This window comes from Curtobacterium sp. MCSS17_015, assembly GCF_003234265.2.
Lineage (GTDB): Bacteria > Actinomycetota > Actinomycetes > Actinomycetales > Microbacteriaceae > Curtobacterium.
Window position 1 is genome coordinate 1,497,746 of the sequence record NZ_CP126256.1, and the last position, 23,518, is coordinate 1,521,263.

The window sequence follows — 23,518 nt, forward strand, 5'->3', positions numbered from 1 at the left end:
AAGGAACGCAACCATGCCACTCGACGGGATCACCGGGTCCGTGGACCCCGCTGCCCAGGCCGCCGCCCTCGCCGCGAACGCGGCGTCCTCGCGGTCGCAGACGATGGACTCCGAGGTCTTCATGAAGCTCCTCGTGACACAGCTCCGCAACCAGGACCCGTCGTCGCCGATGGACACGAACCAGATGATCAGCCAGCAGACGCAGCTCGCGATGATGGAGCAGATCACCAACCAGACCACGACGGCCAACGAGGGCTTCTCGCTGCAGATGCGCATGGCCGCCGCGAACCTCGTCGGGAAGCAGGTCAGCTACACCGACGCCACCTCGGGCAAGGCCGTCACCGGGACCGCGACCGCGGTGTCCTACGCCGAGAGCGTGCCGACCGTGACCGTGAACGGGAAGGAGGTCGATCTCGACGTGATCTCCGGTATCTCCACCACCTCCGGTTCCTGACCCTCCCTCCTCCTCCGCTCCTCGTCCACGAAGGGACGCACCATGCTCCGCTCGCTCTACTCCGGCATCTCCGGCCTCCGCTCGCACCAGCAGATGCTCGACGTCACCGGCAACAACATCGCCAACGTGAACACCGTCGGGTACAAGACCTCGACCACCGTGTTCCAGGACACCCTCTCGCAGATGACGCAGGGCGCCGGCGGGCCGCAGACCGGCGTCGGCGGCACGAACCCCGCCCAGATCGGCCTCGGTGTGCAGGTCGCCGGTGTCTCGACGAACTTCGCGCAGGGCTCCGCCCAGGCCACCGGCAAGGCGACCGACCTGATGATCTCGGGCGACGGCTTCTTCGTCACCCGTCTCGGCAACGACACGGTGTACAGCCGCGCCGGAGCGTTCGACTTCGACGCCGACGGCCGCCTCGTCACCGCCGACGGCAAGATCGTGCAGGGCTACTCGGCCACGAACGGCGTCGTCGACGACGGCGGGCAGATGACGGACATCCGGTTGCCGATCGACACCGCCGCGCCCGCGACCGTCACGACCGCCGCGGGCGTCACCGGCAACCTCCCCGCCGAGACCGCCGTCGGCGTCACGATCACCCGCGACGCCACCGTGTACGACCAGGGCGGCGCCAAGCACACCCTGTCCCTCGCGTACACGAAGACGAACGCCGGTTGGTCCGTCGTGGCGTCGAACGGCCAGGGCGCCTCCGCGACCGGTGCGATCACGTTCGCTGCCGACGGGAAGATCGCCAGCGGAGCCACCCTCCGCGTCGGTGGGATCGCGGTCGACATGCGGGACCTCTCCGGCTTCGCGGGCCTCAACACCGCGTCGATCTCGTCGCAGAACGGTCAGGCTGCCGGGGCGCTGCAGAGCTACTCCATCTCCAAGGACGGAACCGTGCTCGGGTCGTTCTCCAACGGCGCGTCGCTCGCCATCGGTCGGATCGCCCTGGCGACGTTCGCGAACCCGGCCGGCCTCGAGAAGACCGGCGCGTCGGGCTACCGTGCGACGGCGAACTCGGGGGAGGCGACCGTCGCCGTCGCCGGGTCCGCCGGTGTCGGCACCCTGGCGTCGGGCACGCTCGAGATGTCGAACGTCGACCTGTCGCAGGAGTTCACGAACCTCATCGTGGCCCAGCGCGGGTTCCAGGCGAACGCGCGCATCATCACCACCTCGGACGAGGTGCTGCAGGAGCTCACCAACCTGAAGCGCTGACGGACCTCGGGGACCCCCGGCCTCCTGTCGATCGGGATCCGGGGGTCCTCCGGACGACCTCGGCCCGGACGCGTACGGTCGAGAGCGGACTCGCCGGTGCACGGGGCGCACGGCGACAGCCGAGGGGGAACCACATGTCCATCACGTCCAGGATCGCCAAGGCGGGTGCGGCCGCCGTGCTCGCCGTCGTCGTGTCGTCCGGCTGCGCGGGAACCGGGAACGGGCCGGCGGGAGCCCAGCGGTCGGCGTCGCAGGCACCGGCACCAGCTGCGTCGTCGTCGACACCGACCGCTGAGGCAGCGGCGCCCACCGATGCGGCAGCGCCCACCGACCTGACGTTCGAGGACGGCGCCACGCTCTCCGCGAGCTCGCTGCCCGCGTTCAGCCTCGAGGTCTCCGCGCTCGACGGGTGGGAGCAGACGGGCGAGGACCCGACCGCGGGCTCGCGGGAGTACACGAACGCGGACGGCTCGGTCGCGACGATCACGCAGCAGCGGATCACCGACCTCGACCCGACGATCGGGGACCGGGCCGCGACGGAGCAGATGTTCACCGCAGCGGGGCTGCCGGCCGAGCAGCTCGAGGAGCAACTCCTGCCGACGATGACCGGTGGCACCGCACAGTTCCTGTCGATCGCCGGGCACGACACCGACGGGTCGTGGTCCGCGACGGTGGCGCGGGCGTTCGCGAAGCCCGGCGCTGCGCTCATCGTGAAGGTGCGGACGTCGTCACAGGAGGCACTCCGCCCGGACCTGCACGACGTCCTCGTCGCCGCGCAGGTCGCGCTGACCTGACCGACGGCCCGTCATCCACCGTGTCGGACGGGGCCCGAGACGTGTCGGCCGCGCGAGAGCGCGCGGTCCGTCCTCGTCCTGCGACCGGTCGTCAACCCCTGGTGCGACCGGACGACGGCGGACGCTGAAGCCGCACGCTCGGTCCTCAGTGGACCGGGACGGGGTGGCGGAGACCCGTCAGACGTCCCAGCGTCCCGGGCTCCGGGACCCAGCCGAGCAGATCCGTCGTGCGGCTGAGGTCGTAGGTGCGCTCGAGACCGAGCTGACGGACGGCGTACGGCGAGATCCCGAGTCGGCCACGCATGACAGCGGCGACGTGTCGAGCGGTCCGCATCGGCACGTGGAGGACCGCCAGCGGTCCGCCGGCCACGGCTCGGAACGCGTCGCCGATCGGGACGGGGTCGCCGTCGGTGACGTTCAGCGCGTGCGTGCCGTCGACGTCGGCGCGGAGCGCTGCGATGACGGCCGCAGCGAGGTTGTCGACCCAGGTGAGCGCATGGGGCGCCCGTCCACCCCGCGGGAGCGGGAGGACCCCGTGGCGTGAAGCACGGAGCACCTGCGGGAGCAACGTCCCGTCACCGGGACCGTAGACGGCGTGCGGCCGGAGGATGACCGCTGCGTCCCGACGGGCCGCCACGAGCTGCCGTTCGTTGGCGTACTTCGATTCGCCGTAGGTGCCGAACCAGCGGTACCGTCCGGTCGCTTCGCCGGGCTGCGCATCGACGGACGGGCGCGCGAGGTCGTACACGGACGACGAGCTGACGTGGACGACCCTGCCCGTCGTGAGGGCGAGCGCGGACTCCATGATCCGGAGGTTCCGGTCGAGCACGGCACGGTCGAACCCGTCCCGGACCTCCGCGGCACAGTGCACGAGCGGGACGTCACCGAGCCGCGGCACCCCGGAGGGACCGGCGGTCAGGTCGACGTGGACGTGCTCGTCGGCGTCGCCCCGAGCGGGGCGCCGTCCGAGGTCGATGACGTGGTGCCCCTCCTGCTGCAGGGCCCGGATGACCCGGCCCCCCACGAACCCGCTCCCGCCGGTGACGGCGACGGCACTCCTCACGTCGCCCCCTCCGCGCGGATCACGAGTCGGCTGTACGAGGCCGCCATCGTGCGCTGCTTCCGCACCCGGGCCCGGATCCGGAGCGGCCCGGACGCGGCCGCGCGGGCGAGTGCCGCGGCGAACACCTCGGCCTCGAGCGTCGCCAGCGGCATCCCGATGCAGAAGTGCGCCCCCGCACCGAACCACAGCTGGCGCATCTCCTTCGGGACGGTGCGGAACGGGTCGAAGTCGCCAGCCCGGGCGCAGGCGAAGACGTTCGCGAGGACGATCCGCTCACCGGCACGGACCCGGACGCCGTCGATGCGGTGGTCCCGCAGCACGCTCCGGATCATCACCGGCGAGGGGACCGTCACGCGCATCGCTTCGGCGACGGCCGTCGGGACGTCCTCGGGGTGCTCGGTCAGGTGGTCGAGGTACCCGGACTCGATGACGAGGTTGGTGAAGCGGGGGACGAAGCTGACGATGGTCTCGGTGCCCGCGACGATCATCGCCGTGACGACCGAGACGGTGTCCTCCTCGCTGATGCCCTCGGCCCGCATGAGCGCCGGGACCGTCCCGGTGTCGGCGTCCCGGTACGCCCTGCGGGTGCTGCGGTTGAGGACGGCGAGCTTCTCGTGGATGACGGCGAGTTGCACACCCGAGAACTCCTTCGTCGTCAGGGTGACGAAGCCGAGGATCTCGCGAGCCCGTGCGAGCTGCGCGGCGGCGTCGTCCTCCGGGTACCCGGTCAAGCGACAGATGATGAGCGCGGCCGCGCGTTCGATGACGGTCACGACGTCGACGTCCTCGCCTCGGCTCACCGCGTCCTCGAACCGGTCCATCTCCGGGGTGAGCACCTCGTCGACGATGCTGCGGAGGAACCGCTGCGAGAACAGGGGAGTGAGCTTCCGGCGCAGGTGCGCGTGCTCCTCCCCGTCCATGTTGAGCAGGCCCCTCGGACCGATGATGGGCGTCCAGAGCCGGTCCGAGCCTCCCGGCCCGACCTTCGAGTAGGTGACGGGGTCGAGGAGGATCTGTCGCATCCGCGCCGCGTCGCTGACGACGACCCCGAGACCGGGGACCCGCACGACCCGGCCGAGCCGGGTGATCCCGCGGAGCGCCAGGTACCCGGCGCGGTGGGCGTGCAGGACGACGCGGCGGTCCTCCCGGGTGGCGCGGCGAGCGGCGCGGGCGTCGATGCCGGTCACGGTCGGACGTCCACCGTGCTCGTGGACCGCGGGCGGTACCGGTGGCCGGCGTACCAGGCGAGCGACCGGACGATGCCCCACACGGCGATCCTGCGGACGGACATCGTGACGACCATCTCGCGGTGCAGGCCGTACCGGTCCGTCACCCGCCGGACGGCGTTGGTGAGGTCACGGTCCTCGTGCGTGTCCTCGATGGCGGTCCGCGGGAACCCGCCGACGCGCTCGTACAGCTCGCTGGTGATGGCGAGGTTGTTCCCGGCGACCATCACGTAGGGGCCCTGGTACTGCCTGCCCCGGTTCTCCGGCAGGAGGCGCCCACACCAGATCGCGACCTCGTTGACGACGCACAGGAACCGGTAGCGGAGCGGCCCGACCGGGAAGTCGTCGCGCCGTGGCAGCGTCAGGCCGCCGAAGAACAGGTGGTCCGTCTCGGCGAACAGGCGCTTGACGGTGGCGGTCCAGTCCGGGGCCGGGAGGCAGTCCGCATCCGTCCGGACGAGGTGCGTGCACCCGGCGGCGATCGCGGCGCGGGCGGCGGTGTCCGATGCGGCACCGGTGCCCTTCTGCCGCTCGACGACGACCTGCCAGGACAGGGCGTGCCGACGGACGTGGTCGGCGACGATCCGCTCCGTGCCGTCGGTCGACCCGTTGTCGCAGACGACGACGGTGAAGTCCGGGTCGACCTGGTCGCGGAGCGCGTCGAGCAGACCGGGCACGAGGCGCGCCTCGTTCCAGGCGGGGACGATGACACCGAGACGGATGCCGGCGCTCGTCTCGGGTGTGTCGGACGGGACGGTACGGGACATGGTCGCTCTCCGGACTGACGGAACTCGTGCGCGTGGTCCCGTCGAGGCGGGGTCGTGCACGAACGGGTCGTCAGGCGACGGAAGACATCCCTGCGGCACCGGAGGTCCCGGGGTGCGCTGCCCTCGAGATGCCCTCGGCGGTCGACCGTGCTGCGTCCATGTCGGCGACCGCGCGGTCCCCGACGGCCCGGTCCGGACGTCCCAGGTGCCCGAGGACACGACGTCGGCGGCGGTCCTGCAGCTCGAGGACGACGAGTGCGGACACGACGAGCACGGCCACGGCGGTGAGTGTCAGGACGACGATCACGGTGTTCCCCCCTTCCCGGACGATGTCCGGTAGGGACAACCTAGCGGCCCGGAGACCGCTGCTGGGAACGGTCCCATGGGAGCGTGTCGGCTCGTCCCGGGAGATGCCGTCCCGGGGGACTGCCGGTCAGGCACCGTCCCGCGCGACGGTCGACGGCCCGGGGACGGCGACCTGCACGGCGCTGATCCGCCCCGCGCGTGTCTGCGCGGTGGTGGCCGGGTCGTAGCTGTCCGCGGTGGCGAGGTACAGCGTCCGGCCGTCGGGTCCGCCGAGTGCGCAGTCGATCGCGCAGAGGCCGGGTGCGTCGATGCGGTCCGTGACCTCGCCGCCCTCGACGACGCGCAGGAACTCGCCCGTGTCGACCGAGCAGACCCAGATCGCCCCCTCGCTGTCCACCGTGCTCCCGTCCGGCGTGACCCCGTCCGGCAACGCCGCCCACTCGCGCCGTCCCGTCAGGCTGCCGTCCGGCTCGATGTCGAACGCGGTCAGACGGCCACCCCAGGTCTCGCTGACCACCAGGGTCCGCGTCCCGGGCAACACGTTCGCACTGTTCGGGAACACCAGTCCGTCCGCAGCGAGCCGGGAGGAGCCGTCCGGGTCGATCACGTACAGCGGGCCGGGGCGCAACTCCTCGCCGCCGTACAGGTCGTACCCGAACGCGCCGATGTACGTGCGGCCGCTCTCCGGGTCGACGACCAGGTCGTTCAGGAGCGACGGCTCGGTGGCGGACAGGTCCGCGAAGACGCTCGTCGTCCCCGCGGCGTCCACCGCCACGACCGTGCGGGACTCCATCGCGCTGACGATGAGCCGTCCGTCGGGCAACCACCCGAGCCCGGACGACTGGCCGTCCACGGTGGTCTCCAGACGCGGCCCGTCCTCCGTGCCGGGGTCGATCGAGAAGACCTCGCCCGTGTGCATGTCGGAGTACCAGAGCCGGCCGCGGTACCAGCGGTTCCCCTCGGGGAAGCGGATACCGGTGACGACGTCGGTCGCGGACTGCAGGGTGGTGTGCACACCCCCAGCCTGCCACCCGGCCCGGCGTCGGCGCACGGGGAGGACGTGTGCCGGACGACCGGGCTCAGGGCCCGATCGGCTTCTGGTTGAGCGTGAAGGCGATGCCGCTGAGGTCGATGGACTGTCCCTTGCCCGTCGTGACGTCCGACGACAGCCCGATCGTGAAGGTGACGTCGAGGACCGAGGTACCGTCCGTCGGTGTCACGGTCCACGAGGTGCGGCCCGCGGGCGCGAGGCTCGAGCTGGTGGAGGCGAGCGACAGGGACTGCGTCGACGCGGCGATGAGTTCCGCGTCGCCCGTGATGCTCTGCGGCACCCAGGACAGGTCCGCCGTCAGCTCGTCGCCGGTCGCCGTCACGTCCAGCGTCTGGTGGAACTGGTACGCGTTGCCGGGGACCATCCGCACCGTCGTGATGTCGACCACGTCCGACCGACCGTTCGTGATGTCCGTCCACACGCCGTCCGGGTTCGCGGACAGCGCGAGCGTGCCGGAGGAGACCGTCGCTGGACGGGTGGAGGCCTCGGCGTTCCAGAGCGCGAAGGTGCCCGCGCCGCCGAGGAGGAGGGCGAGGCCGCTGGCACTGGCGACGACACCGGTGACGATCTTGTGCATGGGGGCCCGTTCGGGTCGGGTCGGTGGATGCCCCGACCGTACCGGTCCCCAGAAGTGCGGACACGGGACGCCGTCCGCTTCGTGCGGCCCCAGATCGAGGGGCACGCGCACCGCTGGTCAGACGGGCGCCGGCAGTTCCAGGCCCGACAGCTCGCGCATCACCGAGTTGAGGTGCCACTGGTCGCGGAACAGTCCGTACCGGTCGCGGTCGGTGGTGACGATCTCGAGGTCGCGACGCTTCTCGAGGATCGCGAAGTCCGCGTCCGTGACGGTGCGCACCATGGTCCACGGCAACGGCTCGACCCGGACGGCGGTGCCGAACTCCGCCATCAGGCGGGAGGTGAGGACCTCCAGCTGCAGCGACCCGACGACGCCGACCATCGGCGCCTGCGCGGTCCGACGCTCGGAGTGCAGCAGCTGGACGACGCCTTCCCCGGCGAGCTGCTGCATGCCCTTCCGGAACTTCTTCGCCGTGCTCGGGTCGGTGGGGGCGACGGTGGCGAACATCTCCGGAGCGAAGCGGGGGAGCGGTTCGAACTCGACGGCCTCCTCGCTGAACAGCGTGTCGCCGGGGTGCAGCATCGTCGCGTTGACGAGGCCGACGACGTCGCCGGGCCAGGCCACGTCGACGGTGTCACGCTCACGCCCGAACACACTCAGTGCGTGCTTGGTGTTGAAACGCCGACCGGACTGGGCGTGCGTCAGCATCATGCCCCGGTCGAAGCGGCCGGAGCAGATGCGCACGAAGGCGACCTGGTCGTGGTGCGCGGGGTCCATGTTGGCCTGCACCTTGAAGACCTGCGCGGCGAAGGGCTCGGTCACCGGGCGGGCGGCGCCGTCCTGGGTGCGGCGGGGCAGGGCGGCGGGAGCGGCGTCGCGGAGGAAGCGCAGCAGGTCGACGGTGCCGACGTGCTTGGTGGCGACGCCGAAGAAGACCGGCATGCTCATCCGGTCGTGGAAGTCGCCCTCGTCGGGCAGGCCGCGGACCTCTCGGGTGAGTTCGACCTCTTCCAGGGCGGTCTGCCAGGCGGCGCCGAGCAGCTCGGCCGCTGCTCCGGCCGGGTGTCCGGTCGCGACGGGGAGGTGTCCGCCGCCGGTCGACTCGAACGTCGTGAGGGTTCCCGTCGCGGTGTCGACGAGACCGCGCAGGTCACCGGCCTCACCGACCGGCCAGGTGACCGGGGTGGGGGTGCGGCCGGTGCGCTCCTCGAGTTCGTCGAGCAGGTCGAGCGCCTCGCGCCCGGGCCGGTCCCACTTGTTGACGACTGCGATGACGGGGATGTCGCGGGTGCGGCACACCTCGAACAGCCGGATCGTCTGGGCCTCCATGCCCTTGGCGGCGTCGATGAGCATCACGGCGCAGTCGACGGCGGCGAGGGCCCGGTAGGTGTCCTCGGAGAAGTCCGCGTGCCCCGGCGTGTCCACGACGTTGATGAGCGTCCCACCGGCGTCGAGCTGGACGACCGCGGAGCTGATGGAGATGCCGCGGCTCCGCTCGATCTCCATCCAGTCGGAGACCGTGGCACGACGGGTCGCCTTCCCCTTGACCGCGCCGGCTTCGTCGATGGCGTCGGCCGCGAGGGTGAGCGACTCGGTCAGCGTCGACTTGCCCGCGTCCGGGTGCGCGATGACGGCGACGGTCCGACGGCGTGAGGCCTCGCGCTGCACGAGGCCGGCCGAAGCGACCTCGACCACAGCGGGGCCGGTCATGCTGCGCCTCGCTCGAGCCGTCCGCGGACGGCGACATCCTGGTGTTCCGTCATCTGCACCCCACGACGATACAGACTGCCTCGGACAGACGACGAACCGGACGAGTCGAGACGGGCTCCACCGCAGGGCGGGATCCCCAGGACCCGACGGAACAGCTTGCCCCACGCGCTCCGGCGCGGCTGACACCCGTGTGCCGCCAGGGTGGCGTCGACGGGCTCCGTCACCCGCCGGGAACTGGAACGCCAGGTCCCGGACCCGCTCGACGTCCGTGTGCTGGTCCGGGTGGGTCGGCGGTACTCGTCACCCACTGAGCCGTGCCACCGTGGTCCCGCCGTCGTCGAGGCGGATGGTCACGTCGAGCACCGTCCCGGGGCCGGTCGGGTGAGGGAGGTCGAGCGCGTAGGCCGTCGGTCCGAAGTCCGCCGTGCACGCCGGTCCGCCCTGCAGTCGCAACTCGACCTCGACGGACGTGCCGCGCTGGTCGATGCCGGTCGGGGCCTGGGGGCAGGTCGAGGACCCGTAGGCCATCACGAAGAACCGCCTGCCGGGCTCGACCCAGCCGACGGTCGGCGTGGTGTCCCCGGAGCCGTCGACACCGAGGGTCCCGGGGCCAGCACCCGAGTACTCCTCGCCGATCACCGGCGGGTGGAGGACGCGCACGAGCGCGACGACCACCACGACGACGACGGCGAGGACGACCACCACGACGGCGATCCGACGTCCGTCCGGACGTGCCCGAAGCCGGTACTCAGGGCCGGCCCGCACCCACGTCCCCGCCCGTCGCCCGCATGCTCCGAGTGTCGCCGCTCGGCGCTGCGCCGTCCACTGCCGGTCCGGCCGGCCGTCGGCGGGAGGGGCCCCTGCGGTCAGGCTGCCGCCGTGACGACCGCTTCCGCCCCGGTCCGCAGTGCCGGGCAGTGCTCCGGTGTCGGGTGCTCGCTGATGTGGATGACCTCGTCGAGTCGGTCCCGCGCCGCCGTGAGCTCGGCGAGCTGGGCCGTGATCCGGTCGCGCTCCTGCACGAGCAGGGCGAAGCTCTCCGGGGTCGCGCGACCCGCGTCGACGCACGGCAGGAGCTGCACGATGGTCCGGCTCGGCAGCCCGGCGGCGAAGAGTTGCTGGACCAGCCGCACGCGGTCCACGGCGTCCGCACCGTAGGTCCGTTGTCCGCTCCCGGTGCGGGTCGCGGCGAGCATCCCCTGCTCCTCGTAGTAGCGGAGCGAGCGGACGCTCACCCCGGTCTCGGCAGCGAGGTCCCCGATGCGCATGTCGTCTCCGTCCCGGGCTTGCCCCTGACACTGATGTGAGGTCCTACCGTAACCGAGCCGCAGCGGGACGGACCCGTTCGGCGGAAGGAAACCATGGACATCACCGGATCGGTCGCCCTCGTCACCGGCGCGAACCGCGGCATCGGCCGGGGCTTCGTCGAGCACCTCCTCGAGCGCGGCGCCGCCAAGGTCTACGCGACGGCCCGGCGACCGGAGCTCGTCGACGTCCCCGGGGTCGAGGTGCTGCCCCTCGACATCACCGACCCCGCGTCGGTCGCTGCGGCTGCCGCTGCGGCGACCGACGTCACCCTGCTCGTGAACAACGCCGGGATCTCGACGTCGGGCTCGCTCGTCACCGGCGACCTCGCGAGTGCGCGGTCCGCGATGGACACGCACCTCTGGGGCACGCTCGAGATGGTCCGGGCGTTCGCTCCGGTCATCGAACGCAACGGCGGCGGCGCGATCGTCAACGTCCTGTCGGCGCTCTCCTGGTTCGCCGCACCGGGTGCGGGCGGGTACGCGGCCGCGAAGGCCGCCGAGTGGAACATGACGAACAGCGTCCGCTCCGAGCTCGCGAGCCGCGGCATCACCGTCCAGGGCCTGCACCTCGGTGCTGCGGACACCGACATGATGGCCGAGTACGACGGGCCGAAGACCGCACCGACGGAGGTCGCCCGCCTCGCGCTCGACGGTGTGGAGCGTGACACGGCCGAGGTCCTGGTCGATGACTGGAGCCGCCTCGTCAAGGCGTCCCTCGCCGGCGACCCGGTGGACTTCGCCGCGCAGCTCGGCTGATCGACCCGCTGGCGCGAGCGCGGACACCGGTCCGAGCGTCGAGACGGTCGGGACGGGAGGCCCGAGGCGACCCCGCCACGGGCCTCCCGTCCGCAGTGGCCTCAGTCGGACCGGACGGCAGGGTCGACGGACGGCGACGAGGACGGTGTGTTCCGTCGGCACCGCGTCCGACGTGGTCGATGATGGGAGTGTGAACGGGCAGGGACAGCAGCCGCGCTGGCGGAAGACGTGGTCGATGGTGCAGGTCGGGGTGCTGACCGCGGCCGTGGTCGGGTGCGTCGTGTTGCTGCTCACGGGCGACGGCACGCTCGACCGGGTCTACGCCGTCGCACTCGTCTTCTTCGGCATCGCGCTGCTCGGGCACGTGACGTTCCTGGTCATCACGAGCCGGGCCGAGCGGGGCCGCTGAGCCGATCACCCCGCCCCCCCCCGGCACGCCGCGCCGGTCCGTCGGACTTCGCCACGCGGACCAGGCGTGAGCGCGGACACCTCCGCCCTGTCAGGCTGTGCTCCTCATGGAACTCATCGCACCCGAACTGGTCGTCGTGCTCGTGGTCGCGATCGCCGTCGCCACCGCCGTCTCGAACCGCGTGCGCATCGCACCCCCGGTGCTGCTCCTCGCCTTCGGCGCAGGCATCGCGTTCATCCCCGTGTTCGGGGAGTTGGAGCTGCCGGCGGACGCGGTGCTCCTGCTCTTCCTGCCGGCGCTGTTGTACTGGGAGAGCCTGACCATCTCGTTGCGCGAGATCCGCGCCAACCTCCGGGGCATCGTGCTGATGGGCACGCTCCTGGTCGTGCTGACCGCCGGCGGGGTCGCGACGCTCCTGCACCTGCTCGGGATGCCGTGGGGTCCCGCGTGGGTGCTCGGCGCGGCCGTCGCCCCGACCGACGCCACCGCCGTCGGGGCGTTGACCCGGTCGCTGCCGCGGCGCAACACCACGGTCCTCCGTGCCGAGTCGCTCGTCAACGACGGCACGACGCTGGTGATCTACGGCATCGCGGTCGCGGTGACGGCGGGGGAGCAGGAGCTCACGTTCTGGAACGTGTCCGGCATGCTCCTGCTGTCGTACGTCGGCGGGATCGCCGCGGGGCTGCTGACCTCGTGGCTCGGGATGCTCGTCCTCCGTCGCGTGCACGCGGTCGTCCTCGAGAACCTGCTGACGCTGCTCGTGCCGTTCGCCGCGTTCCTCGTGGCCGAGGCGGTGCACGCGTCCGGAGTCCTGGCGGTCGTCGTGGCGGGCCTCGTCGTCAGCCAGGTCGCGCCGAAGCTCGACCGGGCGGAGACGCGGCAGCAGGTCCGGTCCTTCTGGTCGTTCGCCACGTTCCTGCTGAACGCCGCGCTCTTCGTGCTCGTCGGCATCGAGGCGACGATCTCGGTCCGTGCCCTGACGGGCGGGGAGATCGCGGTCGGCCTCGGGCTCATCGGCGCCGTGTCGCTGGCCGTCGTCGTGCTCCGGTTCGCGTTCCTCAACCTCACCTGGGGCACGGTGCGGCTCGTGACGCTCCGGACGGGAGGCTCACCCCGCGAGGGACACCGCGACCGGTTGGTGAGCGGGTTGACCGGGTTCCGCGGCGCGGTCTCGCTCGCGGCGGCGGTGGCCGTCCCACGGATGGTGGAGAGCGGCGGCGCGTTCCCGGACCGGGACCTCATCGTCTTCGTCACGGCCGGCGTCGTCGTGGTGACGATCGTCGGACAGTCGCTCGTGCTGCCCGCGGTCGTCCGGTGGGCGGCGTTCGACGGCAGCGGCGAAGTGCTCGAGGAGCGTCGGTCGGCGGAGCGCACCGCACTCGAGGAGGCCCTCGACGCGCTGCCGCGTCTGGCCCGGAAGACCGGGGCGGACGCCGAGATCGTCGACCGGATCCGTGCGGACTACGAGGGACACCTGGCGCTCGTGGAGGCCGAAGAGAGCGAGGACGACGACCACCCGCTCCTGCAGCAGCGCGGCGCGGCGGTGGAACTCGAACTGGCGCTCGTGCGTCTCAAGGCCGCCACGGTCCTGCGGCTGCGTGACCAGGGGGAGATCGACGACCTCGTGCTCCGGCAGGTGCGTGCCGAGTACGACGCCGAGGAGACCCGACTGCTCCGCCTCGACCAGCGCGACTGACCGGTCCGCGGTCAGGACAGGGTGCCGCCGCGGAGGGTGAGCACCCGGTCGGCCGCGGCGAGCGCCTCGGGGTCGTGGGCCGCGTGCACGACGACCGCGCCGCGGCGGGCCTCGGTCGCGAGGGCGTCCAGGACGAGGCCGAGCGAGCGGGCGTCGACGCCCGCCGTCGGTTCGTCCACGAGCAGCACCGGCGCGCGTTGGGCGAGCCCGGTCGCGACGAGCGCACGCTGCCGTTGTCCGCCGGAGAGTTCGGCGAGGGGGCGGTCCGCCAGGTCGTCGAGGTCGAGGCGGGCGAGCTGTTCGTCGACGACGGCCCGGTCCCGGGCGCGGAGGGGACGCCACCAGGGGAGCGCGGCCCACCGCCCCATCGCCACGGTCGCGCGGACGGTGAGCGGCGGCCCCGGGATCGACACCGACTGGGCGACGTGCGCGACCGAGCGCGGTGACACGCCGCTGACGGTGCCCTCGACCGCGGGGAGGACCCCGGCGACGGTCTCGAGCAGCGTCGACTTGCCGGAGCCGTTCGCACCCGCGACGACCGTCACGGACCCGGGTTCGAAGACCGCGTCGGCGCGGTGGAGGACGGTGCGTCCCCCGCGTCGGACGGTCACGGAACGGAGGCGCACGGGGAGGGTCGACACCTGAGGAGGCTATCAGTAAGGAGAATCATTCCCATGTAGCGTGGTCGTCCGTGACCTGGCTGACCGATCCGTTCTCCGTCGACTTCATGCTCCGCGCCCTCGCGGCCGGAGCGACGGCCGCCGTGCTCTGCGCCGTCGTCGGGACCTGGGTCCTGGTCCGCGGGATGGCGTTCCTCGGCGAGGCCCTGGCGCACGGCATGCTCCCCGGCGTCGCGGTCGCCACCCTCACCGGGGTCCCGGCCGTGCTCGGTGCCGCGGTGAGCGCCGGGGTGATGGTGTTCGGCGTGCAGGCGCTCCGTCGTCGCGGCGGGCTGTCCTACGACACCGCCATCGGGTTGCTCTTCGTCGGCATGCTCGCGCTCGGGGTCATCATCGTGTCCGGGTCGCGGTCGTTCGCCACCGACGTGACCGCGATCCTGTTCGGCGACGTGCTCGCCGTGACCCCGGCCGACGTCGGCACGCTGGTGGTCGCCGCCGGTGTCGCCCTCGCCGTCGCCGGGCTGTTCCACCGCTCCTTCACCGCCGCCGCGTTCGACCCGCGGAAGGCCGCGACGCTCGGGTTGCGACCCCGACTGGCCGAGGTCGTCCTGGTCGCCCTCGTGACACTGGCGGTCGTCGCCTCGTACCGGGCCGTCGGGACGCTCCTCGTCGTGGGGTTGCTCCTCGCCCCCGCCGCGGCCGCCCGCGCCTGGACGCGTGGCGCCGGAGCGACCATGGCCCTCGGTGCGGTGCTCGGGGTCGCCGCGGTCACGGTCGGTCTCCTCGTCTCGTGGCACGCCGGCACCGCCGCCGGCGCGAGCATCGCCCTCGTCGCGATCGTCGCCGTCGCCCTCTCGCACGGCCTCCGCCGTTCGACCCAGCTCCTCGTCCACCGTCCCCGGAAGGAACCATGCACCACCTCCGCACACGACCAGCCCCGATCGCCGTCCCGGCAGCCCTCGGAGTCGCTGCCGCGCTCCTCCTGACCGCCTGCTCGTCACCGGACGCCGACCCGTCCGGCGCACCGGGCAGTGCGTCGTCCGCTCCGGCGGAACCGCACGGGTACGTCGAGGGCGCGTCCGAGGCGTCCGAGCCCCAGCTGCGGCTGCTGCTCGCCGACGACGAGGGGAGCGTCGCCGTCCACGACCTGCTGGCCGGCGAGACGGCGTCCCTCGACGACGTCCCGGCTCCCGCGCACGCGGCGACCGACGGGCGCTTCCTCGCCACGAGTGACGGGGAGCGCACGACGATCGTGGACGGTGGGTCCTGGACCGTCGACCACGGCGACCACACGCACTACTACGACGCGACGGCACGGGTCGTCGGCGGACTCGACCACGGCGGGCCCGTCGAACTCGCGTCCTCGGAGTCGACCACCACGCTGGCCTGGCCGGAGTCGGCCCGGGCGGTCGCGCTCGACCGTGCGGCGCTCGGACAGGGTGAGGTACGCGAGACCGCGACGGTCGCCGGCGCCGGCGTGCTGCTGCCGCTCGGCACGCTCCTCGTGGCGGGGGACGTCGACGAGGACCGCGTCACGGTGCTCGACGCCGAGGGGGAGCCGACCGGTGTCGACGCCGCCTGCACCGACCCGGCCGGTGGCATCGTCACCCGGGTCGGCGCGGTCGTCGGCTGCGCGGACGGCGCGGTCCTCGTGACGGAGGGGCCGGACGGTGGCGACCCGGTCGTCGAGACCGTCGCGGTCCCCGCAGCCGATGCGGACCTCCCGCGGGCGACCGACTTCGCGAACCGCACCGGTCGGCCCACCGTTGCCGCCCTCGCCGGGGACTCCGGGTACTGGTTGCTCGACACCCGTGAGCGCACCTGGCAGCACGTCCCGACCGACCGCCCCCTGGTGCACGCGGTCGCGGTCGACGACGCCGACGCGCACGTCGTCGCGCTCGACACCGACGGCCGGGTCCGCGTCTGGTCCGACGGGGACTCCGCCCCGGTGACGACCGAACCCCTCGCGGCCGCTGGCCGGGCGACGTTGCAGCTCGACGCGCAGCGCGCCTACCTGTCCGACCCGGAGGGCTCGGTCGTGCACGAGATCGACTTCGCCGACGGCGCCCGGGTCGCCCGGTCGATCGAGGTCCCGGTCCGCCCCGACGTGCTCGCCGAGGTCGGCCGGTGATCCGCGTCCGCCGGGTCGCGGTCACCGCCGCCGTGCTCGCGACCCTCGCGACGACCGGGTGCACCGCGGCGGGTGCCGACGAGCGACCCCTCGTCGCCGTGACCACGAACATCCTCGGCGACGTCGTGGAACGGGTGGTCGGCGACAGTGCCGACGTGATGGTCCTCATGCCGCCCGGCGCCGACCCGCACTCGTTCGAGGTCTCCGCGCAGGAGGCGGCCCGGCTGCGCTCCGCGGACCTGGTCGTCGAGAACGGCCTCGGGCTCGAAGAGGGTGTCGCCCGGCACGTCGAGGCCGCGGCCACGGACGGCGTCCCGGTGTTCACCGCGGGGGACGCGATCGACGTGCTCGACTGGACGACCGAGGACGCCAGCGGCCCCGACCCGCACTTCTGGACCGACCCCGCCCGGATGCGCGCGGTGGTGGACGCCCTCGGTGCGGAGCTCCACGAGGTCCAGGGGCTCGACGACGACACGCTCGACAGCGCCCTCCGCGACTACCGCGGGGAACTCGACGCCCTCGACGACGACATGGCGACCGCGTTCGCTGCGCTGCCGGAGGAGCGACGGGCCCTCGTGACGAACCACCACGTGTTCGGGTACCTCGCCGACCGGTTCGACTTCCGGGTGGTCGGGGCGGTGATCCCGAGCGGCACGACCCTGGCCTCCCCGAGCGCGGCGGACCTGCGGGACCTGGCGTCGGCCATCGAGGACGCCGGTGTGCCGACGATCTTCGTCGACGCGTCCCAGCCTGCGCGCCTCGCCGAGGTGCTCGCGGACGAAGTCGACGTCCACGTCCGGATCCGCTCCCTCGCCACCGAGTCGCTCACGCCCGAAGGCGAGGGAGCTGCCACCTACCTCGAGATGATGCGCGCGAACACCGAGGCGATCGTCGACGGCCTGTCGGCTCGCAATTGAGAATGAGAATCAATACAGTCATGACCATGACGAAGAAGACACTCCTCGCCCCGGCCGTGCTGCTCGGCGCGTCCGCCCTCCTCCTGACCGGTTGTGCCGGCACCGGCACCGCGCCCGCCGGTGGTGGCAGCGCCTCCGCCACGCAGGCCGCCGACACCGACACCGACACCGGTCACCGCATCACCCTGACGCACGACGGCGGCCTGCTCGTGCTCGACAGCGACCTGCAGGTCGTGGGGGAGCACGCCATCGACGGCTTCACCCGCGTCAACCCCGCCGGCGACGACCGGCACGTGATGGTCACCGTCCCCGAGGGCTTCCGCGTGCTCGACACCGCGGCCGGCACCAGCGCGGACACCGCCCTGACCGACGTCACGTTCCCGGCCGACACCGGTGGGCACGTCGTGGTCCACGGGGACCGCACCGCGCTGTTCGCGGACGGCTCCGGCGACGTCACGACGTTCGACACGGCCGACCTGGCGAGCGCCGTCGAGGGCGGCGACCTGCCCGACGTCGACACGACGGAGTCCGAGGCCGCACACCACGGCGTCGCGATCGAACTCGAGGACGGCACCCTCCTCACCACCATCGGCACCGAGGAGTCCCGCTCCGGCGTCCGCGCGCTCGACGCCGACGGCCAGGAGACGGCCCGCTCCGAGGAGTGCCCGGACGTGCACGGCGAGGGTGCGGTGGCCGACGAGGTCGCCGTCTTCGGTTGCACCGACGGCGCGCTCGTGTACCGGGACGGCGCCTTCGAGAAGATCGACGCCCCGACCGAGTACGGCCGCACCGGCAACCTCTTCACGACCGAGTCGTCGAGCATCGCCGTCGGCGACTACAACGACGACCCGGACTCCGAGGGGTACCTCCTCGACCAGGTCGCACTCATCGACGCGGCTGCCGGCGAGTACCGCCTCGCCGACATGCCCGACGGTGTCGGCTTCACCTTCCGTGACATCGCCCGTGGTCCCGGTGACTCGGCCGTGCTCCTCGGCAGCGACGGTGCCCTGCACGTCCTCGACGAGGAGACCGGCGAGTCGCTCGACACCTTCCCGGTGATCGAGGCGTGGGAGGGTCCCGCCGAGTGGCAGGAGGCGCACCCCGCACTCAAGGTCGTCGACGGCATCGCCTACGTCACGGACCCGAGCGAGCGCACGGTCTCGGCCGTGGACCTCGAGACCGGCGAGGTCGTCGCGACCAGCGACCGCCTGCCCGGCGTCCCGAACGAGATCGCGGTCGTCTGAGCCGACCGACCGCACCCGCGAGGCCCGTGACCAGTCGGTCACGGGCCTCGCGTCCGTCCCGCACTTACGGCGTGGCGCGACGCGCCGATAGTGCGCACTGACCACCCACGGACGGGCGGTCGAACACCTGCCCCACGGACGGCGGCGGGTCGATCGAGAACCAGGACGGGCCATGATCGTCGTCACACGACTGAACGGCAGCGGATTCGCTGTGAACCCCGATCTCGTGGAGCGCATCCAGGAGACGCCGGACACGACGCTCATCATGGTCGACGGGGCGAAGTACATCGTCCGCGAGTCCCTGGCCGAGGTCATCGAGCGGATCGCCGCGTACCGCGCCCGCATCGTCAGCATGGCCTACGGGACCGACCTGCCGACGGCCCGGGACACGGCGGCCACCGGGCCGCAGCCCACCCTCGCCCCCGTGGCGACCCTCCGTTCGCAGGACGGGGGGCGCTGACGTGGACATCGCGACCATCATCGGGATCCTGCTGGCCTTCGGCGCCCTGTTCGGGATGGCCCAGATGGAGCACGTCGAGATGGCGGGGCTCTTCCTGCCCGCGCCGATGCTCCTCGTGTTCGTCGCGACCATCGGCTGCGGCGTCGCGAGCACGACGCTGAAGGACGCCCTGGCCGCCTTCGCGATGGTGCCGAAGGCCTTCACGGGCAAGGTCACCCCGCCGCAGACGGTCATCGACGACGTCGTCGGACTCGCCGAGACGGCCCGCGCGAACGGCCTGCTCGCCCTCGAGCAGGAAGCCGACAAGCACGACGACCCGTTCATGAAGAAGGCCCTGCAGAACATCGCCGACGGGACCGACGGCGACGAGCTGCGGATCCTGCTCGAGGACGAGATCGAGTCGAACGCGGCACCGATGCGGAGCGCGAGCGCGTTCTTCATGGGCCTCGGCGGCTTCGCCCCGACGGTCGGCATCATCGGCACCGTCGTCTCGCTCACCCACGTCCTGGCGAACCTCGGCAAGCCCGACGAGCTCGGCCCGCTCATCGCCAGCGCCTTCGTCGCCACGCTCTGGGGTCTGCTCACCGCGAACTTCCTCTGGCTGCCGTTCGGTGGCAAGCTCCGGAAGCTCGCGCAGCTCGAGTCCGACCGGCAGACGCTCCTCATGGAGGGCCTCCTCGCCGTCCAGGCCGGCAGCCAGCCGCGGCTCCTCGGTGAGCGTCTCACCGCGATGGTGCCGCCGAGCGCCCGCGGCGCAGCCGGCAAGGGCGGGAAGACCAGGGCCGGCGCCGACGACCAGCAGCTGGCGGCCTGACCGTGAGCGCGAACCCGCGCGGTCGCGGACGCGGTCGCACGAAGGGCGGGCACGAGGTCGAGCACCCCGACGAGCGCTGGATGGCCTCGTACATGGACATGATCACGGTGCTCATGTGCATGTTCCTCGTGCTCTTCGCGATGTCCTCCGTCGACCAGGACAAGTACATGGCCCTGAAGGAGTCCCTGGCCACCGGGTTCGGCGAGGTCGAGTCGCAGAAGATCGACACCGCCTCGGGGACCATCGTCACGAAGGACGAGGTCGAGGACGGCGCGGGGTACTCCGTCGACAAGGCGCAGGCCGACCACTCCACCGCAGCCTCCGGCGCCGAGGACACGAACGCCGACCCGGCGGCCGCCGTCGTGCCGCCGACCGCGACGAAGGCCGACCTGGCGGCGGCGAAGGAGGAGCTCGACGACCTGCAGGCCATCGAGCGGGCCATCTCGGGCAACCTCCAGAAGGCCGGGCAGGACGCGAACGTCCAGTTCCGCCTCGACGCCCGCGGCCTCACCGTCCGGCTCGTCGGCAGCGACACCTACTTCGGCACCAACAGCGCGGACCTGTCCGACCAGGCACGGCGGATCATGGACGCCATCGCCCCGGTCCTCCGCGACGCCGACCACGACGTCAGCGTCGAGGGGCACGCCGACAGCCGGAACTCCACCGCGCCGTACGCCACGAACTGGGAGCTCAGCTCGGCCCGAGCGACCGGGGTGCTGCGGGACCTCGTCGAACGCGGGCGGATGCCGGCCGAGCACATCCAGTCCGTCGGCTTCGGGTCGAGCCGACCGCTGGCGAAGGGCACCCGCGACCAGGACCTCGCGCTCAACCGACGCGTCGACATCGTGGTCCTGTCGAACGCCGACCAGGACGTCAGCGCCCTCATGCCGGCCCTCGCCGCAGCACAGGACGGGGCCCGCTCCGGGTAGCGGGACGCCGCCCCAGAAGAGGGGCCAGAGCTGACGGCCGCCGTCCGGTGGTCGAGAGTGCGCTTCGTGACCGAGACCCTGACCGCGCCCGAGGTGTACGACTTCGCGCGCCCGTCGACGCTCGCGCGTGAGCACGCCAGGGTCCTCGAACTCGCCTTCGAGACGTTCGCACGCCAGTGGGGCACGCAGCTGACCGCGAAGGTCCGCGTCCTCAGCCAGGTCACGTGCGAGCAGGTCGCGATGATGACCTACGACGAGTACGCCGCCTCGCTGCCGGCGCTCACCGGCATGGTGCTGCTGCCGATCGAGGGCGTGCCCGCGAAGGGCGTCCTGCAGGTGCCGCTCGACGCCGCACTGACGTGGGTGTCGCACTCGCTCGGTGCCTCGAAGCCGCTGCCGACGCCCGAGCGCACCTTCACCCCGATCGAGCAGGCCCTCGTGCGCCGCCTGGTCGAGGACGCCCTCGACGACCTCCGTTACTCGCTCGGCGGGCTGCTCGACCGGGCGATCTCCGCCGGAGCCTTCCAGTTCAACAGCCAGTTCGCCCAGGCCGCACAGAAGTCCGACCTGATGATCGTCGCGTCCTTCGAGATCCGGGTCGGGGAGCGCATCGCCGACGGCACGCTGGCCCTGCCGGCCGAGGCCGTCCTGCCCCAGCTCGTGGACCGTCCGGCCGACGTCTCGACCGCCGACGCGAAGGCCCTCATCGACGCGCAGCTCGCCGCGGTGCCGGTCGGCGTCTCGCTCCGCTTCGCGCCCGCGACCGTCCTGCCGGCCCAGGTCCTCGGCCTCGCCGTCGGGGACGTCCTGCCGCTGCCGCACCCCCAGCACCGCCCGCTCACCATCTCCGTCGACGGTGAACCCGTCGGCACCGCCGCCGTCGGCGCGAACGGCTCGCGACTCGCGGGCGTCGTCGTCACCACCACCGCATCGGAGCCGTCCGCATGACCGCCGTCACCTCCACGCTGCACACGACCGCCGCCGAGGCGCTCGCCAGCGCGCTGCCCACCCCCGTCCCGCTCATCGCGTCCGCGCAGCCGGGAGGCCCGACCCCCGACCTGCAGGCGCGCGCGGCCGACGCCGTGGTCGCCTCGTTCGTCGGCGGTGTGTCCGCCGACCTGGCCGTGGTCCTCGTCGACCTCGCCGGCATCACCGCCGCGGGCGGGGTCGACTCGGGACTCGTCTCGGTCGCCGACGTGCTCCGCCCGTCGCTCGAGGCCGCGGTCGCCCCGTTCGGCGCCGGGGTGCTCGGCGAGGGCCGACGCGAGTCCGCGGCGGCGCTCGTCGCCGACCCGGAGACCGTCGTCTTCGCGCTCACCGGCGCCGGGGCCCCCGCCGGGTGGGTCGCGGTCCGGATCCGCGAGAACGGCACGGTCGCCGAACCGGTCAGCGCCGCGCCGAGCCTGCCCGCCGGCAACCTCGGCCGGATCAACAGCGTCGAGATGACCCTGACCGTCGAGATCGGCCGCACCCGGATGTCCGTCCGCGACGTGCTCGGCATGGAGCCCGGCGCGGTCGTCGAACTCGACCGCTCCGCCGGGGCCCCCGCCGACGTCCTGCTCAACGGACGCCTCATCGCGCACGGCGAGGTCGTCGTCGTCGACCAGGACTACGCCGTCCGCATCACGAAGATCCTCGACGTCGCCGAGACGGTCTGACCCCGGTGGACACGCTCGTCATCGCGCTCCGCGTCGCGCTCTCCCTCGGCGTCGTGCTCGCCCTCATGTGGGTGCTGCACCGACGCATGCAGAAGGGGCAGTTCGGCGCGGGTCGCACGCGCGGGCGTCGTTCGGCGTCGGTCGAGGTGGTCGCCCGGCAGGGCATCGGCGGCAAGGCGAGCGTCGTCGTGGTCGACGTCGACGGCGAGCGACTCGTCCTCGGGGTCGCCGAACAGGGCGTCACACTCCTGACGAGCGGGCAGGCGCCCGCGCCGGAGCTCACGCTCGTGACGGGTCCGGTGGCGCTGCCGACGGCGGACGCGTTCCGTGCCGAACTCGACCGGCAGGACCAGGCCGCACCGGGCCTCCCGGTCGTCGCCGCGACCCCGGCCGACACCGGCCGGCCGGGCTCCGACCCACTGCCGCTCCGGCCCCGCGGTCGCCGTGCCCACCGCACGGTGACGGGGGACAAGCGGGTCGTCCCGATCGCCGCGCAGTTGCAGGGCTCGATCCTCTCCGCGGACACCTGGCGCCAGGCGGCGTCGGTCCTCCGCTCGCGGCGGACCGGGTGAGCGCGGCCCGCACGGGCAGGATCGTGCTGTTCGTCCTCCTCGGGTTGACGATGGTCGCCGGCTTCCTCATGCTCACGACCACCGGCGCCTCCGCCGCCGGCGTCGTCCAACCCACCGCGCCCGCTGTGCCGACCGCCCCCGCGACCCCGTCCACGGGCGGCTTCAGCGTCGACGTGAACGGGCCCGACGGCACGCCGTCGTCCGCCGTCGTCACGCTCATCGGCATCACGCTGCTCAGCGTCGCCCCGGCGCTGCTGCTCATGATGACGTCGTTCACGAAGATCTTCGTCGTCCTCGCCATGACCCGGAACGCGCTCGGCCTGCAGTCGATCCCGCCGAACCAGGTGATCGCCGGACTCGCGCTCTTCCTGTCGCTCTTCGTGATGGCGCCGGTGATCGGGCACGTCAACGACGACGCCCTGCAGCCCTACCTGGCCGGCAAGATCGACTTCCAGCAGGCCGTCGACGCCGGGACGGCACCGCTCCGGACCTTCATGCTGCACCAGACGCGTGACGAGGACGTCGCCCTCATCACCCGCGCGGCCGGTCGTGACAACCCCGCGCGGATGGCCGACGTGCCGATGACCACCGTCATCCCGGCGTTCATCATCTCCGAGCTCCGCAGCGCGTTCATCATCGGGTTCGTCATCTTCATCCCGTTCCTCGTCATCGACCTCGTGGTCTCGGCGGCCCTCATGTCGATGGGCATGATGATGCTCCCGCCGGTGATGATCTCGCTGCCGTTCAAGATCCTGCTGTTCGTCCTCGTCGACGGATGGGGTCTCATCATCACGTCGCTCATCGAGAGCTACCACGTTGTCTGACGCCGTCCGGCCCGG

27 protein-coding genes are annotated in these 23,518 nt (G+C 72.5%); 17 read left to right on the forward strand and 10 right to left on the reverse strand.

Going from position 1 to position 23,518, the window contains the following annotated elements; all coding sequences use genetic code 11:
• Positions 1-13 precede the first annotated feature (13 nt).
• The 3 genes from DEJ18_RS07010 (at position 14) to DEJ18_RS07020 (ending at position 2,466) form a co-directional block, all read left to right on the forward strand.
• On the forward strand, positions 14-454 hold the full coding sequence (locus DEJ18_RS07010; protein ID WP_111080187.1) for a flagellar hook assembly protein FlgD: 441 nt from the start codon (positions 14-16) through the stop codon (positions 452-454).
• A 42-nt stretch (positions 455-496) separates the two neighbouring features.
• Positions 497-1,672 carry a flagellar hook protein FlgE gene (locus DEJ18_RS07015; RefSeq protein ID WP_111080186.1) on the forward strand — a complete coding sequence of 392 codons (1,176 nt, stop codon included), beginning with the start codon at positions 497-499 and terminating at the stop codon, positions 1,670-1,672.
• A gap of 134 nt (positions 1,673-1,806) precedes the next feature.
• Positions 1,807-2,466 (forward strand): hypothetical protein, encoded by a 660-nt coding sequence (locus DEJ18_RS07020; RefSeq protein WP_111210186.1) that lies wholly within the window; start codon positions 1,807-1,809, stop codon positions 2,464-2,466.
• 145 nt (positions 2,467-2,611) lie between these two features.
• Here DEJ18_RS07020 and DEJ18_RS07025 read toward each other — a convergent pair whose 3' ends face one another.
• From DEJ18_RS07025 to DEJ18_RS07065, 9 genes are all read right to left on the reverse strand, one after another.
• Positions 2,612-3,529: an NAD-dependent epimerase/dehydratase family protein gene (locus DEJ18_RS07025; RefSeq protein ID WP_181434167.1), complete on the reverse strand. Its 918-nt coding sequence runs from the start codon at positions 3,527-3,529 to the stop codon at positions 2,612-2,614.
• Positions 3,526-4,716, reverse strand: a complete 1,191-nt coding sequence (locus tag DEJ18_RS07030; protein WP_111210184.1) for a cytochrome P450 — start codon at positions 4,714-4,716, stop codon at positions 3,526-3,528. The genes DEJ18_RS07025 and DEJ18_RS07030 overlap by 4 nt, the downstream gene beginning before the upstream one ends.
• Positions 4,713-5,522, reverse strand: coding sequence for a glycosyltransferase family A protein (locus tag DEJ18_RS07035; RefSeq protein WP_111080166.1), 810 nt, complete (start codon positions 5,520-5,522; stop codon positions 4,713-4,715). Before DEJ18_RS07035 ends, DEJ18_RS07030 begins: the two co-directional genes overlap by 4 nt.
• Positions 5,523-5,592: 70 nt before the next feature.
• The gene (locus tag DEJ18_RS07040) at positions 5,593-5,829 is read right to left on the reverse strand and encodes a hypothetical protein (RefSeq protein ID WP_110911277.1); all 237 of its coding nucleotides are present in this window, start codon (positions 5,827-5,829) and stop codon (positions 5,593-5,595) included.
• Between the two features lie 126 nt (positions 5,830-5,955).
• Complete coding sequence (locus DEJ18_RS07045) at positions 5,956-6,843, reverse strand: SMP-30/gluconolactonase/LRE family protein (protein WP_181434166.1); 888 nt, start codon at positions 6,841-6,843, stop codon at positions 5,956-5,958.
• 64 nt (positions 6,844-6,907) lie between these two features.
• Positions 6,908-7,456, reverse strand: a complete 549-nt coding sequence (locus DEJ18_RS07050) for an alternate-type signal peptide domain-containing protein (RefSeq protein ID WP_111210182.1) — start codon at positions 7,454-7,456, stop codon at positions 6,908-6,910.
• 117 nt (positions 7,457-7,573) lie between these two features.
• Positions 7,574-9,166 (reverse strand): peptide chain release factor 3, encoded by a 1,593-nt coding sequence (locus tag DEJ18_RS07055; RefSeq protein ID WP_111210181.1) that lies wholly within the window; start codon positions 9,164-9,166, stop codon positions 7,574-7,576.
• 300 nt (positions 9,167-9,466) lie between these two features.
• Complete coding sequence (locus DEJ18_RS07060) at positions 9,467-9,871, reverse strand: hypothetical protein (RefSeq protein WP_111210180.1); 405 nt, start codon at positions 9,869-9,871, stop codon at positions 9,467-9,469.
• Positions 9,872-10,032: 161 nt separating this feature from the next.
• Complete coding sequence (locus DEJ18_RS07065; RefSeq protein WP_111080159.1) at positions 10,033-10,434, reverse strand: MerR family transcriptional regulator; 402 nt, start codon at positions 10,432-10,434, stop codon at positions 10,033-10,035.
• Positions 10,435-10,527: 93 nt separating this feature from the next.
• On the opposite strand from DEJ18_RS07065, the gene DEJ18_RS07070 reads away from it, so the two are divergent.
• The 3 genes from DEJ18_RS07070 to DEJ18_RS07080 all read left to right on the forward strand — a co-directional run bounded on the left by DEJ18_RS07070 (position 10,528) and on the right by DEJ18_RS07080 (position 13,334).
• Complete coding sequence (locus tag DEJ18_RS07070; protein ID WP_111210179.1) at positions 10,528-11,229, forward strand: SDR family oxidoreductase; 702 nt, start codon at positions 10,528-10,530, stop codon at positions 11,227-11,229.
• Positions 11,230-11,419: 190 nt separating this feature from the next.
• Positions 11,420-11,638 carry a hypothetical protein gene (locus DEJ18_RS07075; protein WP_146241525.1) on the forward strand — a complete coding sequence of 73 codons (219 nt, stop codon included), beginning with the start codon at positions 11,420-11,422 and terminating at the stop codon, positions 11,636-11,638.
• A gap of 106 nt (positions 11,639-11,744) precedes the next feature.
• Positions 11,745-13,334 carry a Na+/H+ antiporter gene (locus DEJ18_RS07080; protein ID WP_111210406.1) on the forward strand — a complete coding sequence of 530 codons (1,590 nt, stop codon included), beginning with the start codon at positions 11,745-11,747 and terminating at the stop codon, positions 13,332-13,334.
• An 11-nt stretch (positions 13,335-13,345) separates the two neighbouring features.
• Here the strand turns inward: DEJ18_RS07080 and DEJ18_RS07085 are convergent, their stop codons facing one another.
• Complete coding sequence (locus DEJ18_RS07085) at positions 13,346-13,975, reverse strand: metal ABC transporter ATP-binding protein (protein WP_258376890.1); 630 nt, start codon at positions 13,973-13,975, stop codon at positions 13,346-13,348.
• A gap of 50 nt (positions 13,976-14,025) precedes the next feature.
• Between DEJ18_RS07085 and aztB the strand changes: the two genes are divergently transcribed.
• The 11 genes from aztB to fliP all read left to right on the forward strand — a co-directional run bounded on the left by aztB (position 14,026) and on the right by fliP (position 23,503).
• A complete protein-coding gene (gene aztB / locus DEJ18_RS07090; protein WP_111210177.1) occupies positions 14,026-14,940 on the forward strand; it encodes a zinc ABC transporter permease AztB in 915 nt (304 codons plus the stop codon).
• The gene (locus DEJ18_RS07095; RefSeq protein WP_111210176.1) at positions 14,865-16,085 is read left to right on the forward strand and encodes an ABC transporter; all 1,221 of its coding nucleotides are present in this window, start codon (positions 14,865-14,867) and stop codon (positions 16,083-16,085) included. Before aztB ends, DEJ18_RS07095 begins: the two co-directional genes overlap by 76 nt.
• Positions 16,082-17,002 carry a zinc ABC transporter substrate-binding protein AztC gene (aztC, locus tag DEJ18_RS07100; protein WP_258376889.1) on the forward strand — a complete coding sequence of 307 codons (921 nt, stop codon included), beginning with the start codon at positions 16,082-16,084 and terminating at the stop codon, positions 17,000-17,002. Before DEJ18_RS07095 ends, aztC begins: the two co-directional genes overlap by 4 nt.
• Positions 17,003-17,028: 26 nt before the next feature.
• Complete coding sequence (locus tag DEJ18_RS07105) at positions 17,029-18,246, forward strand: hypothetical protein (RefSeq protein ID WP_181434165.1); 1,218 nt, start codon at positions 17,029-17,031, stop codon at positions 18,244-18,246.
• A gap of 172 nt (positions 18,247-18,418) precedes the next feature.
• On the forward strand, positions 18,419-18,706 hold the full coding sequence (locus tag DEJ18_RS07110) for a flagellar FlbD family protein (protein WP_111080153.1): 288 nt from the start codon (positions 18,419-18,421) through the stop codon (positions 18,704-18,706).
• 1 nt (position 18,707) lies between these two features.
• Positions 18,708-19,520 carry a motility protein A gene (locus DEJ18_RS07115; protein WP_111080152.1) on the forward strand — a complete coding sequence of 271 codons (813 nt, stop codon included), beginning with the start codon at positions 18,708-18,710 and terminating at the stop codon, positions 19,518-19,520.
• 2 nt (positions 19,521-19,522) lie between these two features.
• Positions 19,523-20,449 (forward strand): OmpA/MotB family protein, encoded by a 927-nt coding sequence (locus DEJ18_RS07120; protein ID WP_111210174.1) that lies wholly within the window; start codon positions 19,523-19,525, stop codon positions 20,447-20,449.
• 66 nt (positions 20,450-20,515) lie between these two features.
• Positions 20,516-21,397 carry a flagellar motor switch protein FliM gene (locus DEJ18_RS07125; RefSeq protein ID WP_111080399.1) on the forward strand — a complete coding sequence of 294 codons (882 nt, stop codon included), beginning with the start codon at positions 20,516-20,518 and terminating at the stop codon, positions 21,395-21,397.
• Positions 21,394-22,107, forward strand: coding sequence for a flagellar motor switch protein FliN (gene fliN, locus DEJ18_RS07130; protein ID WP_111080150.1), 714 nt, complete (start codon positions 21,394-21,396; stop codon positions 22,105-22,107). Before DEJ18_RS07125 ends, fliN begins: the two co-directional genes overlap by 4 nt.
• 5 nt (positions 22,108-22,112) lie before the next feature.
• Complete coding sequence (locus DEJ18_RS07135) at positions 22,113-22,679, forward strand: FliO/MopB family protein (RefSeq protein ID WP_111210173.1); 567 nt, start codon at positions 22,113-22,115, stop codon at positions 22,677-22,679.
• Positions 22,676-23,503 (forward strand): flagellar type III secretion system pore protein FliP, encoded by an 828-nt coding sequence (gene fliP / locus DEJ18_RS07140; protein ID WP_111080148.1) that lies wholly within the window; start codon positions 22,676-22,678, stop codon positions 23,501-23,503. Before DEJ18_RS07135 ends, fliP begins: the two co-directional genes overlap by 4 nt.
• Positions 23,504-23,518: the final 15 nt, after the last annotated feature.

Excerpts from the sequence above, each read along its gene's own strand:
- DEJ18_RS07010 (WP_111080187.1), top strand. The coding sequence starts at position 14 with ATGCCACTCGACGGGATCACCGGGTCCGTGGACCCCGCTGCCCAGGCC.
- DEJ18_RS07015 (WP_111080186.1), top strand. The coding sequence starts at position 497 with ATGCTCCGCTCGCTCTACTCCGGCATCTCCGGCCTCCGCTCGCACCAG.
- DEJ18_RS07020 (WP_111210186.1), top strand. The coding sequence starts at position 1,807 with ATGTCCATCACGTCCAGGATCGCCAAGGCGGGTGCGGCCGCCGTGCTC.
- DEJ18_RS07035 (WP_111080166.1), bottom strand. The coding sequence starts at position 5,522 with ATGTCCCGTACCGTCCCGTCCGACACACCCGAGACGAGCGCCGGCATC.
- DEJ18_RS07050 (WP_111210182.1), bottom strand. The coding sequence starts at position 7,456 with ATGCACAAGATCGTCACCGGTGTCGTCGCCAGTGCCAGCGGCCTCGCC.
- DEJ18_RS07055 (WP_111210181.1), bottom strand. The coding sequence starts at position 9,166 with ATGACCGGCCCCGCTGTGGTCGAGGTCGCTTCGGCCGGCCTCGTGCAG.
- DEJ18_RS07065 (WP_111080159.1), bottom strand. The coding sequence starts at position 10,434 with ATGCGCATCGGGGACCTCGCTGCCGAGACCGGGGTGAGCGTCCGCTCG.
- DEJ18_RS07070 (WP_111210179.1), top strand. The coding sequence starts at position 10,528 with ATGGACATCACCGGATCGGTCGCCCTCGTCACCGGCGCGAACCGCGGC.
- DEJ18_RS07080 (WP_111210406.1), top strand. The coding sequence starts at position 11,745 with ATGGAACTCATCGCACCCGAACTGGTCGTCGTGCTCGTGGTCGCGATC.
- DEJ18_RS07095 (WP_111210176.1), top strand. The coding sequence starts at position 14,865 with ATGCACCACCTCCGCACACGACCAGCCCCGATCGCCGTCCCGGCAGCC.
- DEJ18_RS07105 (WP_181434165.1), top strand. The coding sequence starts at position 17,029 with ATGACGAAGAAGACACTCCTCGCCCCGGCCGTGCTGCTCGGCGCGTCC.
- DEJ18_RS07110 (WP_111080153.1), top strand. The coding sequence starts at position 18,419 with ATGATCGTCGTCACACGACTGAACGGCAGCGGATTCGCTGTGAACCCC.
- fliN (WP_111080150.1), top strand. The coding sequence starts at position 21,394 with ATGACCGCCGTCACCTCCACGCTGCACACGACCGCCGCCGAGGCGCTC.